Annotated in this window: 20 protein-coding genes and 1 tRNA gene; 11 read left to right on the plus strand and 10 right to left on the minus strand. The window is 64.4% G+C overall.

Annotation, left to right across the window (positions count from 1 at the left end; all coding sequences use genetic code 11):
- Window positions 1-40: 40 nt before the first annotated feature.
- Both cmk and aroA read right to left on the minus strand, forming a co-directional pair.
- Window positions 41-670 (minus strand): (d)CMP kinase, encoded by a 630-nt coding sequence (cmk, locus tag CO675_RS07245; protein WP_097671321.1) that lies wholly within the window; start codon window positions 668-670, stop codon window positions 41-43.
- On the minus strand, window positions 667-2,004 hold the full coding sequence (gene aroA, locus CO675_RS07250) for a 3-phosphoshikimate 1-carboxyvinyltransferase (RefSeq protein WP_198964520.1): 1,338 nt from the start codon (window positions 2,002-2,004) through the stop codon (window positions 667-669). The genes cmk and aroA overlap by 4 nt, the downstream gene beginning before the upstream one ends.
- 146 nt (window positions 2,005-2,150) lie before the next feature.
- On the opposite strand from aroA, the gene CO675_RS07255 reads away from it, so the two are divergent.
- Complete coding sequence (locus tag CO675_RS07255) at window positions 2,151-2,558, plus strand: TIGR02300 family protein (RefSeq protein WP_097671433.1); 408 nt, start codon at window positions 2,151-2,153, stop codon at window positions 2,556-2,558.
- A gap of 95 nt (window positions 2,559-2,653) precedes the next feature.
- A tRNA-Ala gene (locus CO675_RS07260) sits at window positions 2,654-2,729 on the plus strand.
- A gap of 503 nt (window positions 2,730-3,232) precedes the next feature.
- Here the strand turns inward: CO675_RS07260 and CO675_RS07265 are convergent.
- Window positions 3,233-3,694, minus strand: coding sequence for a MarR family winged helix-turn-helix transcriptional regulator (locus tag CO675_RS07265; RefSeq protein ID WP_097671434.1), 462 nt, complete (start codon window positions 3,692-3,694; stop codon window positions 3,233-3,235).
- Window positions 3,695-3,867: 173 nt separating this feature from the next.
- Here CO675_RS07265 and CO675_RS07270 point away from each other — a divergent pair, with 173 nt between their 5' ends.
- The 9 genes from CO675_RS07270 to CO675_RS07305 all read left to right on the plus strand — a co-directional run bounded on the left by CO675_RS07270 (window position 3,868) and on the right by CO675_RS07305 (window position 11,193).
- Window positions 3,868-4,293 (plus strand): organic hydroperoxide resistance protein, encoded by a 426-nt coding sequence (locus tag CO675_RS07270; RefSeq protein ID WP_097671323.1) that lies wholly within the window; start codon window positions 3,868-3,870, stop codon window positions 4,291-4,293.
- 219 nt (window positions 4,294-4,512) lie between these two features.
- Window positions 4,513-5,718, plus strand: a complete 1,206-nt coding sequence (locus tag CO675_RS07275) for a CaiB/BaiF CoA transferase family protein (RefSeq protein WP_097671324.1) — start codon at window positions 4,513-4,515, stop codon at window positions 5,716-5,718.
- 264 nt (window positions 5,719-5,982) lie between these two features.
- Window positions 5,983-7,299: a sn-glycerol-3-phosphate ABC transporter substrate-binding protein UgpB gene (gene ugpB / locus CO675_RS07280; protein ID WP_097671325.1), complete on the plus strand. Its 1,317-nt coding sequence runs from the start codon at window positions 5,983-5,985 to the stop codon at window positions 7,297-7,299.
- 64 nt (window positions 7,300-7,363) lie between these two features.
- Complete coding sequence (ugpA, locus tag CO675_RS07285) at window positions 7,364-8,245, plus strand: sn-glycerol-3-phosphate ABC transporter permease UgpA (RefSeq protein ID WP_097671326.1); 882 nt, start codon at window positions 7,364-7,366, stop codon at window positions 8,243-8,245.
- Entirely contained in the window at window positions 8,245-9,093 is an 849-nt protein-coding gene (gene ugpE / locus CO675_RS07290; protein ID WP_097671327.1) for a sn-glycerol-3-phosphate ABC transporter permease UgpE, read from the plus strand. Before ugpA ends, ugpE begins: the two co-directional genes overlap by 1 nt.
- The gene (locus tag CO675_RS07295) at window positions 9,093-10,175 is read left to right on the plus strand and encodes a sn-glycerol-3-phosphate import ATP-binding protein UgpC (RefSeq protein ID WP_097671328.1); all 1,083 of its coding nucleotides are present in this window, start codon (window positions 9,093-9,095) and stop codon (window positions 10,173-10,175) included. Before ugpE ends, CO675_RS07295 begins: the two co-directional genes overlap by 1 nt.
- Before the next feature lie 23 nt (window positions 10,176-10,198).
- Window positions 10,199-10,375: a hypothetical protein gene (locus CO675_RS40405; protein WP_158231193.1), complete on the plus strand. Its 177-nt coding sequence runs from the start codon at window positions 10,199-10,201 to the stop codon at window positions 10,373-10,375.
- A 75-nt stretch (window positions 10,376-10,450) separates the two neighbouring features.
- Window positions 10,451-10,876 (plus strand): Hsp20 family protein, encoded by a 426-nt coding sequence (locus CO675_RS07300; protein WP_092120814.1) that lies wholly within the window; start codon window positions 10,451-10,453, stop codon window positions 10,874-10,876.
- Between the two features lie 50 nt (window positions 10,877-10,926).
- Complete coding sequence (locus CO675_RS07305) at window positions 10,927-11,193, plus strand: BQ00720 family protein (RefSeq protein ID WP_097671329.1); 267 nt, start codon at window positions 10,927-10,929, stop codon at window positions 11,191-11,193.
- Window positions 11,194-11,297: 104 nt separating this feature from the next.
- Here the strand turns inward: CO675_RS07305 and CO675_RS07310 are convergent, their stop codons facing one another.
- The 7 genes from CO675_RS07310 to CO675_RS07340 all read right to left on the minus strand — a co-directional run bounded on the left by CO675_RS07310 (window position 11,298) and on the right by CO675_RS07340 (window position 17,452).
- On the minus strand, window positions 11,298-12,629 hold the full coding sequence (locus tag CO675_RS07310) for an MFS transporter (RefSeq protein ID WP_097671330.1): 1,332 nt from the start codon (window positions 12,627-12,629) through the stop codon (window positions 11,298-11,300).
- A 325-nt stretch (window positions 12,630-12,954) separates the two neighbouring features.
- Window positions 12,955-13,302 (minus strand): DUF6665 family protein, encoded by a 348-nt coding sequence (locus tag CO675_RS07315; protein WP_097671331.1) that lies wholly within the window; start codon window positions 13,300-13,302, stop codon window positions 12,955-12,957.
- A 104-nt stretch (window positions 13,303-13,406) separates the two neighbouring features.
- The gene (locus CO675_RS07320; protein WP_097671332.1) at window positions 13,407-13,607 is read right to left on the minus strand and encodes a hypothetical protein; all 201 of its coding nucleotides are present in this window, start codon (window positions 13,605-13,607) and stop codon (window positions 13,407-13,409) included.
- Window positions 13,608-13,649: 42 nt separating this feature from the next.
- Complete coding sequence (locus tag CO675_RS07325) at window positions 13,650-13,892, minus strand: hypothetical protein (RefSeq protein ID WP_198964533.1); 243 nt, start codon at window positions 13,890-13,892, stop codon at window positions 13,650-13,652.
- Window positions 13,893-13,983: 91 nt separating this feature from the next.
- Window positions 13,984-14,271 carry a type VI secretion protein gene (locus tag CO675_RS07330; RefSeq protein ID WP_245452658.1) on the minus strand — a complete coding sequence of 96 codons (288 nt, stop codon included), beginning with the start codon at window positions 14,269-14,271 and terminating at the stop codon, window positions 13,984-13,986.
- A gap of 377 nt (window positions 14,272-14,648) precedes the next feature.
- Window positions 14,649-16,178, minus strand: a complete 1,530-nt coding sequence (locus CO675_RS07335; protein ID WP_097671335.1) for an AMP-binding protein — start codon at window positions 16,176-16,178, stop codon at window positions 14,649-14,651.
- A gap of 143 nt (window positions 16,179-16,321) precedes the next feature.
- Window positions 16,322-17,452, minus strand: a complete 1,131-nt coding sequence (locus tag CO675_RS07340) for a DUF5938 domain-containing protein (protein ID WP_097671336.1) — start codon at window positions 17,450-17,452, stop codon at window positions 16,322-16,324.
- Window positions 17,453-17,475: the final 23 nt, after the last annotated feature.

Below are 17,475 nucleotides of genomic sequence, written 5' to 3' on the forward strand. Positions count from 1 at the left end.
TGGGTTTTCGGGCCGAAAGGGCCCTCCAATGCCGACGATTCTAGCGCCGGGCGCGCGCCGCCTCGACGATGGCGATGGCGGCGCGGACGCCGGCCTCGATGTCGAGATTGGAATTATCCAGCGTGTGGGCGTCCGCTGCCGGCCGCAACGGCGCAACAGCCCGATTCTTGTCCCGCTCGTCGCGCTTGAGGATGTCGGCGAGCACCGCTTCCTCGTCGGCTTCCTCGCCGCGGGCGCGGGCCTCCAGGGTGCGCCGCCGCGCCCGCACGCGGGGGTCGGCGACCACGAAGATCTTCACGTCGGCGTCCGGGCAGATCACGGTGCCGATGTCGCGCCCATCCAGCACTGCACCGGGCGGATCGGCGGCGAACTGGCGCTGGAAGCTGACCAGCGCCTCGCGCACCCTCGGAAAGGCCGAGACGACGGATGCGCCCTCACCGACCTTCTGGGTCTTCAGGATCGGATTGCCGAATTTCTCGGGATCGAGCTCGAGCGCGACGGCCACGGCCCGCGCCTCGTCGTTGAGGTCGGCGCCCTGCGCCATCATCGCATAGGCCACCGCGCGGTAGATCACGCCGGTGTCGAGATGGCGGTAGCCGTAGTGGTGGGCGAGCCGCTTGCCGAGCGTGCCCTTGCCGGAGGCGGCGGGTCCGTCGATGGCGATGATCATGCGAAGTCAGCTCCCAGCGCGCGCATCATCGGAATGAAATCCGGGAAACTGGTGGCGATAAAGGCGGTGTCATCGATCTTCACCGGCCGATCCGAAGCACAGCCCATCACCAGCGCCGACATCGCGATGCGATGATCCATGTGGGTGGCAACAAGGCCGCCGCCCGGAACGTGGCCGCGGCCCTCGACGATCAGATCATCGCCGGAAACCTCGACCTTGACGCCGTTGACGCGCAGCATGTCGGCGGTGGCTTCGAGACGGTCGGACTCCTTGACGCGCAGCTCCTGCAGGCCGCGCATGATCGTGGTGCCTTCGGCATACGCCGCCGCAACCGCCAGCACCAGATACTCGTCGATCATCGACGGCGCGCGCTCCGGCGGCACCTCGACGCCCTTCAGCTTCGAGGCCCGTACGCGCAACGCCGCCATCGGCTCGCCGGCATCGCCGCGCACGTCGCTCTCCTCGATCGAGGCGCCCATTTCGCGCAATGTGGTGAACAGGCCGGTGCGCAGCGGATTGGTCATCACGTCGGAGAACACGACGTCGGACCCTTCGACAATCAGCGCCGCCACGATCGGGAACGACGCCGAGGACGGATCGGCGGGCACCACGACCTCTGCGCCATGCAGCTCGGGCTCTCCGTTCAGCGAGATCCTGCGGCCGTGGCTGCCTTCCTTCTCCGTGGAGATCTCGGCGCCGAAATGCTTCAGCATCAGCTCGGTGTGGTCGCGGCTCGCCTCCTGCTCGATCACCGTGGTGATGCCGGGCGCGGACAGGCCCGCCAGCAGCACCGCGGACTTGATCTGGGCCGAGGCGACCGGGGTCTTGTAGACGATCGGCACCGGATAGCGGGCGCCATGCAGGGTGAGCGGCAGCCGGCCACCTTCCCGGATGTCGCTGGTCCGGGCGCCCATCAGCTCCAGGGGATCGAGAATCCGGCGCATCGGCCGCGTACGCAGCGAGGCGTCGCCGTCGAAGACGGCCGCGATCGGGCAGCCGGCCACGGCACCCATCACCAGCCGGCAGCCGGTGCCGGAATTGCCGAAATCGAGCGGGGCGGAAGGCTGGGCGAAGCCGCCGACCCCGAGACCGGCGACCGACCAGGTAAACGGCGCCGTCCGCTCCACCTTGGCGCCCAGCGCGCGCATGGATTTGGCGGTATTGAGGACGTCCTCGCCCTCCAGAAGGCCGGAAATGCGGGTTTCGCCGACCGAAAGTGCCCCGAGGATCAGGGCCCGGTGGGAAATCGATTTGTCGCCGGGAACGCGGACCTTGCCGGCCAAGGGGCCGCAAACGCGCGATTCCAGCGGGGTCGGGGTGTCGGAATGAGCCAAGATTGTGTCCTCTCGCGCCGCGGCAGGTATCACATAGGCAACACCGCGTCACGCGCCCGTCACTTGCGCGCAAACCGCTATTGACAGCGGCTCCTCAACTAGCCAAGTGAAGCACCGTTTTTCAGCAAAATTCTGGGATGACCACGTTGGCTAAGTCCGAGCTCGGAACCAAGCGCATTTGCCCGACCACGGGCAAGAAGTTCTACGACCTCAACAAGAATCCGGTGATCTCGCCCTACACCGGTGAGGTCGTGCCGATCGCGCCTGTCGCCCCGCCGCGGGGCCGTGGCGCGACCGTCAGTTCCCCTGCGACCGCCGCCGAGATGCCGGAGGCGGCCGAGACCGAAGAATTGGTCTCGCTCGAGGAGGCCGATGCCGAGGAGAACACCGGCAAGGTCAAGGCCCAGGTTCCCGAATCCGAGGACGATATCGAGGTCGATGAGACCATCGACGACGATGACGACGACGATTCGACCTTCATTGCCGACGAGGAAGAGGGCGATGAGGACGTGACCGATATCATTGGTGACGTCGGCGGCGACGAAGAGACTTGAGATCGGCGCCGATCTGTGATCAACGGTGCTCCCGCGCGTGTCGCCTAGGCCGCGCGGACCGGGATTGATCCCCCAGGATCGTCCCAACTGGATAAGGGGCCATAGCTCAGCTGGGAGAGCGCTTGCATGGCATGCAAGAGGTCGGCGGTTCGATCCCGCCTGGCTCCACCAGCCTTCGCTCGCTTCGCGAGCTACGGCTCGGCAAGCCCGGAAAGGTCCATCGCAGCGATGCGGACGAAGGCCGCCGTGGCGCAGCTCGAAGGGCGAGGCCGGGCTCTCACCGAAATTCAAATGCGTTAGCATCGACCGCTGGCTCCACCAGCCAATCGTGCACCACGGCGATCTCATTCCTTCGGGCCGGCAGTTTCGCTGACCGTAGCGATCCGCCCCGCATTTTTGATCCAGAACAAAGCTCGAGCGTCTATCGGTTGCTATCTTGTCCGGCGCAACGGACCCCAACCATGCGCGATTCCAACTGGACGGAATTTTTGCGGTGCCCCAGGTGCCCGCGCACGGGCTATGCCCGGCTCTCGGAAATCACGCCCTTCAGGAATCGGATCGATATGGTCCCGGACGGCTTTGAGATTCGTCACGACGAGCGCGGCAGCGATTTCCAGTGCGCGACTTGCAGAGTGCCGGTGCTGCCATAGCGGACGCGCCTCGTTCGACGCCCGCTACTCCCCCAGCACCGCATTGAGCCGGTCGCGCAGGGCGACGATCTCGTCCTTCATCGCCATCAACTCGCCGACCGTGCAGTCTGACGCTGCGAGGATCGACTGCGGGACGGCCTTGGCCTTTTCACGCAGCGCGTGGCCCTGCGGCGTCAGCGCGATCAGCACCACCCGCTCGTCTTCGGTGCTGCGGGTCCGCCTGATCAGCTCCGCCGCTTCCAGCCGCTTCAAGAGCGGCGTCAGCGTGCCGGAATCCAGAAACAGGCGTTCGCCGAGGTCCTTCACGGGCACGTCGTCGCGCTCCCACAGCGCCAGCATCACGAGGTACTGCGGATAGGTCAGCCCGAGCCGGTCGAGCAGCGGCTTGTAGACGCGGTTGAAGGCGTGCGCGGTCGAATAGACCGCAAAGCAGATCTGGTTATCGAGCCGCAGCGCCTGATCCGCCGCCGTCTGTTTCCTGACCATGACTCCCATCGAATCCATCTCGTTTCCGGGTCATTCTCGGCTCAAAGGACCGCGAATTCAATTGCGAACAATTAAATGTGAGGCCCCGCAAAATCATATTGCACGCAATCTAATTGCATGCAATACATCGATCGCTGAATTCGAACTGAAGTCCAACCCCAAGGGAGACCACGATGTCTGTGAACGTGCTCTACAAGACCAGCGCCAAGGCAACCGGCGGCCGCGACGGCCATGCGGCAACGCTCGACGGTGCGCTCGACGTCAAGCTCACGACCCCGAAGGAGCTTGGTGGCGGCGGTGGCGCCGGCAACAATCCGGAGCAGCTGTTCGCAGCCGGCTATGCCGCCTGCTTCATCGGCGCCATGAAGTTCGTGGCCTCCCAGGGCGGCCCCAAGGTTCCCGCCGACGCCGCGGTGACCTCGACGGTGGGCATCGGCCCGCGCTCGGAAGGCGGCTTCGGCCTCGCCGTCGATCTCGCCGTCTCGCTGCCCGGCCTGTCCCGCGCTGATGCCGAGGCGCTGGTCGAGAAGGCGCACCAGGTGTGCCCCTATTCCAACGCGACCCGCGGCAATGTCGACGTCAAGCTGAGCGTCGTCTAGTCTCACCGACTGCCGATAGTCCGCCACGTCCCGCGTGGCGGACTATCGCATTTCAAGAGCGCATTGCATTGCGGATGCCAGTTCGCCTTCAGTTCGCTTGGCGAACGCACGCGCCGCCTGCTGCATGGGCCTGCGCCGACGGAAGCATTGCTGCCTCGCCTGAAGACCGTTAGCTCTGGGACCTCGTCTTCTAGTCCCAACTGAGCGAAGGTTGTTTCCATGAATACCCCAGCGGCTACGGGCGCGATGACCGGACTGCGCGTGATCGATCTGACGCGCGTGCTCGGCGGCCCGTATTGCACCCAGATCCTTGCCGACCACGGCGCCGACGTGATCAAGGTCGAGCCGCCCGCCGGCGACGAGGTGCGCGACTGGGGCCCTCCCTTCCATGAGGAAGACGCGGCCTATTTCGTCGGCATCAACCGCAACAAGCGCTCGATCGGCCTCGACCTCGCCTCCGAGGGCGGCCGCACGGTGCTGATGAAGATGCTCGAGACCGCCGACGTGCTGATCGAGAATTTCAAGCCGGGCACGCTCGACAAATGGGGCATCGGCAACGACGTACTGCGCGCGAAATTTCCGCGCCTCGTGCATTGCCGGATCTCCGGCTTCGGCGCTGACGGCCCGCGCGGCGGCAATCCCGGCTATGACGCGATCATCCAGGCAATGACCGGCATGATCGCGGCGACCGGCTCGCCGGAGAGCGGCCCGATGCGCATCGGCGTGCCGCTGGTCGACATCACCACCGGGCTCTATGCGGCGATCGGCATCCTGATGGCGCTGTCGGAGCGGCAGCGCTCCGGGCTCGGCCAATTCATCGAGACCACGCTGTACGAGACCGGGCTTGCGATCATGCATCCGCACACCGCGAACTATTTCATGCATGGCAAGCCGCCACAGCTGACCGGCAACGAGCATCCGAACCTCGTGCCCTACGCGATCTTCCCGACCAAGACCGACAACATCTTCATCGGCGTCGGCAATGACGGCACCTTCCGCAAGCTCGCCAAGGAGATCGGCAAGCCGGAGCTCGGCACCGATCCGCGCTTTGCCCGCAACAAGGACCGCATCGCCAACCGCGATGCGCTGCGGGCCGAGCTTGCCGCTGTGTTCAGCCAGCACGAGGCCGAGCCGCTGTGCAACCGGCTGCTCGCCGCCGGCCTGCCGGCCGGCCCGGTGCAGAAAATCGACCAGGCGCTGACCAACCCGCACACCATCCATCGCGGCGACGTCATCGAGAAGGATTGGTACAAGGGCGTCGCCTCGCCGATCCGGCTCGACCGCACCAAGCCGAGCCTGCGCCGCACGCCGCCGAAGTTCAGCCAGCACGCAGCCGAAGTGCTCGGCGAGTTCGGCTACTCCAAGGATGAGATCAACGGCCTGGTCGACAAGGGCGTGGTCTGCGGTCCCCAGCGCAAGCGCTAACGGCGGTTTCGAGCAAAGCCTGTCCCGCACGTGATGCGGGATGGGCACCGGTTGCATCAAGCCAACACGTCAGCTCCTGCGGTGCAACGTCGCGTCCGGCGTTGCACCGCACGCACGTGGGCTACGATGTCAGCCTTTTTTACCGCTTCCCTTTGCTTCGGCTTCCCCCGTACCATGGCTTTCGTTTATACGGTCATTTGAACGTCATCCGGCGCTGATAACGCGCGCAACGAAAGATGGCGTTCCAACCGGGAGGGGCTTTTGATGATCTTCAGACGACTCGGCGCTGCTGCGGCAGCCGCTGCCGCACTTGTATTCGCGTCGCCTGCGTTTGCGGTGACCGAGATTCAGTGGTGGCACGCGATGACCGGCGCCAACAATGACGTCATCGTCAAGCTGGCCAACGACTTCAACGCCTCGCAGTCCGACTACAAGGTGATCCCGACCTACAAGGGCGGCTACGCCGACACCATGAATGCCGGCATCGCCGCATTCCGCGCCGGCAACGCGCCGCACATCATGCAAGTGTTCGAGGTCGGCACCGCGACGATGATGGCCGCCACCGGCGCCGTCAAACCGGTCTACAAGCTGATGGCCGACGCCGGCGAGAAGTTCGATCCGAGCGTCTATCTGCCCGCGATCACCGGCTACTACTCGACCTCGAAGGGCGAGATGCTGTCGTTCCCCTTCAACTCGTCGTCGACCGTGATGTGGGTCAATCTCGACGCGCTGAAGAAGGCCAACATCGCGGAGATCCCGAAGACCTGGCCGCAAGTGTTCGAGGACGCCAAGAAGCTGAAGGCGGCCGGCTACACCACCTGCGGCTTCTCCGGCTCGTGGGTCACCTGGGTCAATCTCGAGCAGCTCTCGGCCTGGCACAACGTGCCGCTCGCGAGCAAGGCCAACGGCCTCGACGGCTTCGACACCGTGCTCGAATTCAACGGCCCGCTGCAGGTCAAGCATCTCGAGAACCTGGTCGAGCTGCAGAAGGACAAGACCTACGACTATGCCGGCCGCACCAACACCGGTGAAGGCCGCTTCACCGCGGGTGAGTGCCCGATCTACCTGACCTCGTCGGCCTTCTTCGGCAACGTCAAGGCGCAGGCCAAGTTCAACTTCACCGCCGCGCCGATGCCGTATTATCCCGACGTCAAGGGTGCACCGCAGAACTCGATCATCGGCGGCGCCTCGCTCTGGGTGATGGGCGGCAAGTCGGCCGAGGAATACAAGGGCGTGGCCAAGTTCCTGACCTTCCTCTCGGACACCGATCGCCAGGTCTGGATCCACAAGGCCTCGGGCTATCTGCCGATCACCAAGGCGGCCTACGCCAAGGCCAAGGCAGAGGGCTTCTACAAGGACCAGCCCTATCTGGAGACCCCGCTGCTCGAGCTCACCAACAAGGAGCCGACCGAGAATTCCCGCGGTCTGCGTCTCGGCAACATGGTGCAGCTGCGCGACATGTGGTCGGAAGAGATCGAGCAGGCGCTGGCCGGCAAGAAGACCGCCAAGCAGGCGCTGGACTCGGCCGTCGAGCGCGGCAACCAGATGCTGCGGCAGTTTGAAAAGACCGCCGTCCACTGACATGATGATGCCTTGAGGCACCCGGCAGGCCGCAAGCGCGCGGCCTGCCAATTCTTCCGAGATCATGCAAAAGCAATCGATTTTCCAATCAAAGCTGTTGCCGTACGCGCTGGTTGCCCCGCAACTTGCGATCGTCCTGATCTTTTTCTACTGGCCGGCCGCGCAGGCGGTGATCCAGTCCTTCCTGCTGCAGGACGCCTTCGGCCTTTCGACCACCTTCGTGTGGTTCGAGAACTATCTCGAATTGTTCAAGGACCCGGCCTATTTCGCCGCGATCGTCCGAACCTTCGCGTTCTCGTTCGCGATCGCGATCTCCTCGCTGTCGTTCGCGCTGCTGCTCGCTGTCATGGCCGACAAGCCGCTGCGCGGCTCGACACTCTACCGCACGCTGCTGATCTGGCCCTACGCGGTCGCCCCGCCGGTGGTCGGCGTGCTCTGGGTGTTCATGCTGCATCCATCGCTCGGCGTGCTGTCGCGCTATCTGCGCGCCATGGGCGTTGACTGGAATCCGCTGCTCAACGGCGACCAGGCGGCGGCCTTGATCATCCTCGCCGCGGCCTGGAAGCAGATCTCCTATAATTTCCTGTTCTTTCTCGCCGGGCTGCAGAGCATCCCGAAGAGCGTGATCGAGGCTGCCGCGATCGACGGCGCCCGCCCGATGCGGCGGTTCTGGACCGTGATCTTCCCGCTGCTGTCGCCGACCATCTTCTTCCTGCTGGTCATCAACATCGTCTACGCCTTCTTCGACACCTTCGGCATCATCGACACGATGACCCGCGGCGGCCCCGGCAAGGCGACCGAGACGCTGGTCTACAAGGTCTATACCGATGGCCTGCTCGGCGGCAATCTCGGCTCCTCCGCGGCACAGTCGGTCATCCTGATGGTCATCGTGATCGTGTTGACGGGCATCCAGTTCCGTTTCGTCGAACGCAAGGTGACCTACTGATGGTCGAGGAGGAGGGCTTCCAGCGCTATCTGGCTCACGTCATCCTGTGGATCGGGATCGCGATCGTCGCCTTCCCGGTCTATCTGGCGATCGTCGCCTCGACCCAGGACAACGCCGTGATCGCCAACGGCCAGATGTCGCTGCTGCCCGGCGGCCATTTCTTCGAGACCTACTACCAGACGCTGTTTGTCGGCACGAGCGGCTCGACCCGCGAGCCGGTGCTCAACATGATGCTGAACTCGCTGATCATGGCGCTGCTGATCGCGGTCGGCAAAATCGCGATCTCGATCATCTCGGCCTATGCGATCGTCTATTTCCGGTTTCCGTTCCGGATGGCGATCTTCTGGATCATCTTCATCACCTTGATGCTGCCGGTCGAGGTGCGCATCTATCCGACCTACAAGATCGTCGCCGATCTGCATCTGCTCGACAGCTATGCCGGCCTGTCGCTGCCGCTGATCGCCTCGGCCACCGCGACGCTGCTGTTCCGGCAGTTCTTCATGACCGTGCCGGATGAGTTGCTGGAGGCCTCGCGGATCGACGGCGCGGGCCCGTTCCGCTTCTTCTGGGATACGCTGCTGCCGCTGTCGCGCACCAACATGGCCGCGCTGTTCGTGATCCTGTTCATCCTCGGCTGGAATCAGTATCTGTGGCCGCTCTTGATCACCACGCGCGACGACATGCAGACCATCCAGGTCGGTATCCGCAAGATGATCACCACGACCGACGCGCTGACCGAGTGGCCCGTGGTGATGGCGACCGCGCTGCTCGCGATGCTGCCGCCGGTGTTCGTCGTCGTCGTGATGCAAAAACTGTTCGTGCGCGGATTGGTGGAGACGGAAAAGTAATGGCTAACGTCACGCTGCGCAGCGTCCGCAAGACTTATCCCGGCGGCTTCGAGGCCATCAAGGGCGTCGATGTCGACGTCGGCGACGGCCAGTTCTGCGTGCTGGTCGGGCCAAGCGGCTGCGGCAAGTCCACGCTGCTGCGCATGGTCGCTGGCCTCGAGACGATCACCGGCGGCGAGATCGACATCGGCGGCCGCGTCGTCAACCAGATCGAGCCCGCCGACCGCGACATCGCGATGGTGTTCCAGAACTACGCGCTCTATCCGCATATGAGCGTCTACAACAACATGGCCTATGGCCTGCGCAACCGCGGCATGGCCGAAGCCGAGATCAAGACCCGCGTCGAGGAAGCCGCGCGTGTCCTTGAGCTCTCGCCGATGCTGGAGCGCAAGCCGCGGCAGCTTTCCGGCGGCCAGCGCCAGCGCGTCGCGATGGGCCGTGCCATCGTGCGGCAGCCGAAAGTCTTCCTGTTCGACGAGCCGCTGTCAAACCTCGATGCCAAGCTGCGCATCGCGATGCGGGTCGAGATCCGCAAGCTGCAGCGCCGGCTCAACACCACGTCGATCTATGTCACGCACGACCAGCTCGAGGCGATGACGCTTGCCGACATCCTCGTGGTGATGAATGGCGGCCAGGTCGAGCAGATCGGCAATCCGCTGGATATTTATCAGAAGCCGGCGACCACCTTCGTCGCCTCCTTCATCGGCGCGCCACCGATGAACCTGATGCCGCTGCGTTCGGACGAGCTGACCTCCCAGATCGCAGGCGCCGATGGCGCCGGCATCGTCGGCATCCGGCCCGAGGATTTCGTGATCACCGGCGAGACCGCCTCCGGCGGCGTCGCGCTCGGCCTGACGGTCGAGGCGATCGAGCATGTCGGCGCCGAGACCTTCGTCTATGGCAGCCGTCAGCGCGAGGAAAGGGCCATCGCCGCCAATCCGGGCGAGCTGCCGCCCGGCGAAGTGATCGTCCGGGTTCCCGGCGCCACCGGGCCTGCGATCGGCGAACAGATCCGGGCGGTCGCGCCGCGCGACAAACTGCATCTTTTTACCGCTGACGGCCGCAAGCGCGTCGGCCCGTAACCGATCAGGAACGATTGGGGGCCATGCTGGCGCGCTTTCGAGCGAAATGGACACCGGTTCGCGCGAAGAAAACGCGCCGAAAACAGATAGTGGAGCATATCGGTCCTGATTTGATCAGAGCCGACATGCTCAAGGCGGCATTTACGCTGGTTTCAGAGGCGCTTGAACGCTATCCAGATCGCTCCCATATTGGCTTATGACCGACGGGCAAGCGGCCCGCCGGTTGCATGGGGTGCCGCAAGGGCCCCTCAAAGTCGCTTCGAGAGGACTTTGTAATGTCTCGTGTTCCATCGTTGTCCAGTCCGTTCCTTCTGGGATTCGACGAGATCGAGCGTGCGCTCGACCGCGTCGTGAAGGGCGCTGACGGCTATCCTCCGTACAATATCGAGCGGTGCGACCGTACCAACGGCCAGCCTGAGCGGCTTCGCATCACGTTGGCGGTGGCGGGCTTCACCCGCGACCAACTCGATGTAACTATTGAGGAAAATCAGCTCGTCATCCGCGGCCGCCAGCAGGACGACAAGGCTCGGCAATACATCCATCGCGGCATCGCCGCGCGCCACTTCCAGCGCACCTTCGTGCTGGCGGAGGGGATGCAGGTGCTGGGCGCGGATCTGAAGAACGGGTTGTTGTCGATCGACCTCGCCAGGCCGGAACCTGAACGGGTCGTTAAAACAATCGCTATCAATGAACACGAATAATAGAAACAACGAGCGGACTCGACCGCTTATCTGACTGAGGAGTCGAGACCATGAGTGAAGCCAATATCATCTACCAGTCCGACAGCGTCACGCCGGAAGCGCTGGCCCATCTGGGCGAGGGCCATATCGCCTATGTGAAGCAGGTCCGCTCCGAGGACGTACCGGATCTCTTTCCGCAGGCGCCGAAGATCGCGCCGGGCCTCAAGCTGTTCGCACTGCATGCCGCCGACGGCACGCCGATCATGCTGACCGACAGCCGCGAAGCCGCGATCGCGAACGCCTGGAGCAACGAACTGCAAGCCGTCAGCGTTCACTAGCGCACGGCTCATTCAGCATCCGCGAGTTCAATGCGCGGGCTCGCCTCGATACCGATCGAGGCGGCCCGCGCATTTTTTATGAGGACGCCGCCGGGATCAATCGATCAGGGCCTGTCGTGCTCCTCCGAAATGTCCTTGTTGGTGTAGTCGGGCATCATCGCGGTCGCGGCAATGCTGACCACTGCGCAGAACAGAATGTAGAGCGCGATCACGTAGCCGGAGCCGGTGGCGGCCAGCAGCGCGGTGGCGATCAACGGCGCCGGTCCGCCTGAGATGACCGAGGAGAGCTGGTAGCCGATCGAGCAGCCGCTGTAGCGCAGTCGCGGCGTGAAGCACTCGGCGATCAGCGCCGCTTGCGGGCCATACATCAGGTCGTGCGGCACGAATGACAGCACGATGGCGATGAAGATCAGCGCCGGCGCTGCGGTGTTCAGCAGGCCGAAATAGGCGAAGCCGAACAGCCCTGTCAGAGCCGAGCCGATCAGATACATCCGCTTGCGCCCGATGCGATCCGACAGGTGCCCGGCCAGCGGGATGGTGACGAGCGAGACGAGACCGGCACAGATCAGGCAGATCAGCAGGAAGTCCCGGTCCTGATGGATGACCTGGGTGCCGTAGGCGAACACGAAGGCGAGATAGATGTAGGCCGGCGCCTGTTCGGCCATCCGCGCCAGCGCCGCGAGGATGATCGATCGCGGCTGCCGCTTGATCACCTCGATCACCGGAACGCGCGCGACACGGTTCTCGGCCACGATCCGCCGGAACGTCGGCGTCTCCATGATGCCGAGCCGGATGTAGAGCCCGATCGCGATCATCACGAGGCTGAGCAGGAACGGGATACGCCAGCCCCAGACCAAGAACTGGTCGCCGGAGATTCGGCTGAACACCAGCACCGCGACATTTGCCAGCAGCAACCCGGCGGGACCGCCGAGCTGCGGCCACGAGGTGATGAAGCCGCGGTGCTGGTTGGTTCGCGCCCACTCCATCGAGAGCAGCACCGAACCACCCCACTCGCCACCGACGCCGATACCCTGGATGAAACGGATGGCGGTCAGGATGACGGCACCCCAGATACCGATCTGGTCATAGGTGGGGACGAGACCGACCGCCGCGGTGGCGAGCCCGGTCAACAGCAGCGTGGCGATCAGCGTGGCCTTGCGGCCGATGCGATCGCCAAAGTGGCCGAAGATCGCGGCACCGATCGGCCGCGCGATGAAGCCCACGGTGTAGATGGCGAATGCCTCCAGCACGCCAACCAGGGGATCGGACTTGGGAAAGAACAGCTTGCCGAAGACCAGGCCGGTCACCGTGCTGTAGAGCAGAAAGTCGTACCATTCGATGGTGGTGCCTACCGTGCTGGCAATCAATGCGCGACGCAATTGCGCCTGATGCTCGGCTTCCGGGAGCGGGGCGACTGCAATGTCCAATGTCGTCATCGTACATCTCCCTGGCCCGACATGTTCGAGCCATCTGGAATGCGTTTCATCCACCGTCCACGGCAGTGGAAGGCGGTATCGATGCCCGGTTATTTGTTTGGTTGGGGCAGGGCCGCAAATGCGCGGGGCGTGCCCATGCAGGCCTTAAGGAAGCCGGTCCTGGATTGCGCGCGGCCTAACCGATCGCCATCGCGGGAGTACGACATCCCTTCATGACACGGTCTTGCAATCCGAAATCTAGTCCTTCGGTCCGAAGGGTAAATTCGACCTTGGTCTGTGGGAATGCTCGTCGAGCACTGCTGCAGCGCGGTGACGGCCCGCGCCTTTATGGCGATGCGGTCGATGTGGCGAGCATCGGGCCCATGCAGTGCTGCACCTCGCCGGGCACATTGTAGGTGCGCATGATCGCGCCGCTGTCGCGCATGCCGCAGGCTTCCCGCTGCACCCCGAACATCCAGAGCGCATGGCCGGCTTCCCGCACCAGGATGCGCCGCGCCTGTTGTGCGGATGCCGGTGCTTCAGCGCGCGGATGAGCGGCATCGAACTCGCGCAATCTAGCAAGAGCCTGCTCCAGCGCGCGGCCCATGCGTCCGAGCGCGGAGGCCTTCTCCTCGGCGAGCTCGTAGGCGAGAACGTCGACGGGAACGCGATGGAAACGAAAGTCGAGGGACATCGGTATCCCCAAGGGTCGGATGCAGAACGATGACCCCCGGATTTTTCTGGCGCCACGGCCGGTTGTCAATACACGTTCAGACCCGTCGCGCGCCGCATCCGGTTTCAGTCCCTTGCTGAAACGGAGTTCTCGGCGCTGATGGCGCGGTCGAGGGCTTCGACCAACGCCTGAACCTCGACGAACTTGCTGCGGGCCCGCTCGGCCTTGTCACGATCGAACGGAGCGGCCAGCACTTTCGCATGCGCGTCCCTCTCCTCCATCATGCGATCACGGGCTTTCTTCAGCGTTTCAAGTCGCTCGCTCATCCGGGTCCTCCCGTACGTACCTGCTGATTCGCAACCAGGGACTCAGCCGAAGCTGGCCGGAAGCTCACCCTTTCGAAAGAAGACCATCGGCTCATCGTCATAGTCACCAATTTCGGGATCGCCGGTGGACGAGAATGCAACGACGGCGAGCTTGCTCAACGCCAGGCGCTCTGCCGTTCGCAGCGCGCCATTTGCCGTCTTGCAGACGATCGGAGGGTCCGGCTTGAGATGCCCGCCCTTGCCGGCGTTGAACGCCTGCACGACGTAGGTTGTTTCGCTTGCCATCAAGGCTCCTTCTGCCGGCCACCGGACGCGGTGACGCCAAGGACGACACGCTGCGCGCGTCGCCGGCCACGCGCGTATCCCGTCGCAAATCTCAACAACCGCGACAGATGTTTTTCAGCTTCGCCGCAACGCGGGCCTCTTCTGCGATCAACGGGTCCTTGTATTCGGATCGCGGTGCGTTGCTGTCGATGGCCGGAGGCTTCTTGACCGTCGGAGGGAACGCGGCATCGTAGCAGGCGAGACGACCGACCGTGCCTTCGATCTTGTTGCAGGCCGGTTCGGCGGCGAACGCGCCTTGTGCAAGCAGGCTGGCCGCAACCGCGGCGAACAGAAGCGTTTTCATACAGGAGCCTTTCCGGGCGATCGTTACACCAAACATTTCATGATTTGGGTTGTGTGCCGGCTGCGCGCTTGCGCGTTGCCGGCCACATCAAACGCCGGTCTGTCGTCGTCAAACGCCGGCGCAACAGAATTCATGGTTGCGGCGCCTTATCCATGCAGGACGGCGGCAGCGGCCACCAGGAGCAGCAGAAACAGGGGAACGATCACCGGCGGCACGATCCAATCGGCCAGACGAAATCCAGACACGTATGCTCCTCATCTGTTGGCGGGAGCCCTACGTTACCCTCAGTCACCGGTGGATGCCGTGGATGGGCGGTGATGACGCGACTCTACGCTCAAGGCCGGCGAATAGCGAGCGTTTAAAACCCGGTGCGGCAACAGCGTCAGGTCGACGGCGTCGACATCAAGCGCCGCCTAGCGCTCCGCCAGACGCGCGCGGATGTCCGGCTTCAGCACCTTGCCGACCTTGGACCGCGGAAGATCGTCCCAGACCTCGATCTGCTTCGGCGTCTTGATGCTGCCGATCTGCTGCTTGACGAACGCGGCCAGCGCCGTCGTGTCGATGGATTGGCCGGCGCGCGGCTGCACCACCGCGACGATGCGCTCGCCCCATTTGTCGTCGGGCAGCCCGATGACGGCACAATCCTGCACCGCCTCATGGGCACGCAAAGCGTTCTCGACTTCGATCGAATAGACGTTGAAGCCGCCGGTGATGATCATGTCCTTGGCGCGGTCGACGATGTAGAGGTAGCCGTCGCCGTCGATGTAGCCGATATCGCCGGTGTGGTGCCAGCCATGCGCCGAGGCCTCGCGCGTGGCCTCCGCGTTCTTGTAGTAGCCTTCCATGACTAGCGAACCGCGCACCACGATCTCGCCGCGCGATCCCGCCGGCAACAGCTTGCCGTCGCCGTCCATGATGCCGGCCTGCACCAGCGGGCCGATCCGCCCGGCGGAGGCAAGGCGGTCCATCGCAATGCTGCCGTCCGCATTGTAGTGATCGGCGGGCGCCATCATCGAAATCATCATCGGCGCCTCGGTCTGGCCGAACAGCTGCGCCATCGGTCCGATCCGCGTCAGGGCCTCGGCGAGCCGCGTCGCCGAGATCGGTGCCGCGCCATACCAGAAGCATTGCAGCGAGCTTCGATCGGCCGCATCGAGCCCGGGATGATCGAGCAGCATGTAGATCACGGTCGGCGGCAGGAACGTGTGCGTGACGCGATAGCGTTCGATCAACGAAAGGAACTCACCGATGTCAGGGTGGTGCATGATCACGACGCGGCCGCCCAGCGTCATGATCGGGAAGCAAAGCACCCCGGCGGCATGCGTCAGCGGCGCCAGCGCCAAATAGATCGGACGACCCTTGAACGGGTAGCCCATCAGGGTCAACGCGGTCATCGCCTCGATGTTGCGGCCCGAGAGCATCACGCCCTTGGGCTTGCCGGTGGTGCCGCCGGTACCCGGGATCATCGCGAGATCGTCGATCGCCTCGCGCTGAAAGACATCATCAGCGAGCCCGTCGAGCCAGCGGTCGAACGACGGTGCGAACGGCAATTCGGTATCGAGACAGACCAGCGCGCGCAGCTTGGGCAGATCCTGCCTCACCGCTTCGACCATCGGCGCGAAGCTCGAATGAAACAGCAGCAGGCTGCAATCGAACTGGTCGAGGATGAACTTGTTCTCGGTCGCCTCGTTGCGCGGGTTGATCGGGCACCACACCGCGGCGGCGCGCGAGATGCCGAACACGCAGGCGAACGCGAGTGGATCGTTGCCGGACAGGATCGCGACTTTCTCACCGGGCGCGATGCCCGATCGCTCGAGCCCGCGCGCGATCCGGTAGCTCAGCCGCTGCACCTCGCCATAGCTGAGGTCGCGGCCGTCCATGGTGAGGCACGGCGCGTCGGCGCCGAGCGAGGCACCCTTGTCGAGATAATCGATGAAGCGCATGGCAGGTCTCGCGCAAGAGGCGGGTGACGCGCGACTGCGTCACCCGCGGAGGCGGCGTTTTCGAGCGAATCGGACACCGGTCCGCTTGACGAAAACGCTTCAGGGAGCGGCGTGTTGAGTCCCGATCCAATCGGCGCCCAAGCTCAGTCGTGCACGGTCAGCACCGGCTTGCCGACCAGGCCGAAGCTGCGCAATTGCCCGAGCAACTCGTGATGGCCGAACGCCTGGCAGCCGGAGGCGAAGCCGACGCGCTTGGGCGGCTGCTGCAGCAAATACGCCGCGGCGAAGGCCTGCAACATGCCGGTCTGCTTGTAGTTGCTGTTGCCGTAGATGACGCAGTGCGCGCGCCCCAGCGGGCCGGAGGCATACACCGAATCCAACGACTTGTTGACGCGCGGGTTCTCGCGCGGCGGCATGGTGTTCATCACGCCGGCCGCGGTCTGCGCCAGCGCCGCGTAGCGCTCGTCGGGCTTCATGTCCTTGGTCGCCTCGAGCGCTGCGGCGACGATCTGCGGCACGCCCAGCATCAGCGCGCGGTTGAACACACCGCCCAGCACCTTCACGTTGGCGACGCGCGGATCGCGCTTGAACCACACCGGGTGCGAAGTGCCGCCCCACGGCAGCGCCAGCGCCAACTCGTGCTGGCCGGGGATGGCGAGGTTGTAGAGGCCGGCATCGGGCTGATGCTCGACGTATTTGTTCTGCTCCAGATAGTAGGCCTTGGCCATCGCGGCGTTGACCAGGATGGTCTGCGTGGAGGCGATGGTCGGACTGCCGCCCCAGAACACGGCGATATCAAGCGTGTCGAGGCCGGGCGTCTCCAGGCACAGCTGCGCGGCGATCTCGCCGGTGGTGTACATCTGCGCGATGCCCGGCGCGAGCAGCAGGCCGGCATTGCCGAACTTCGCGCCGAACTCCTGTTCGAGCGTGATCAGCCAGTCCTGCTCGCCTGTCGTGTCGGTGTAGTGGCACCTGGCAGCCAGGCAAGCCTGCACCACCTCGGTGCCGAACTTGGCGAACGGACCCACGGTGTTGAGCACCACCGAGGCGCCCTTGAACAGTTCGGTCAGCGCGGCCGCGGTGTGCGGCACCGTCACCACCTCATAGTCGGCGGTCTCGATGCCGGCGACGTTCGACTTCATCGCGGCGTTGAGCTTCTCGCCGCTGCGGCCGGCGGCGATGAAGGGAATGTTGTACTCGCGCAGATATTCGCAGACCAGCCGGCCAGTGTAGCCGGATGCGCCATAGACGATGACGGGCTTCTTCTCGCTCATTGCGATCCTCCGAAATGTGTGTT

This window comes from Bradyrhizobium sp. C9, from assembly GCF_002532045.1.
Lineage (GTDB): Bacteria > Pseudomonadota > Alphaproteobacteria > Rhizobiales > Xanthobacteraceae > Bradyrhizobium.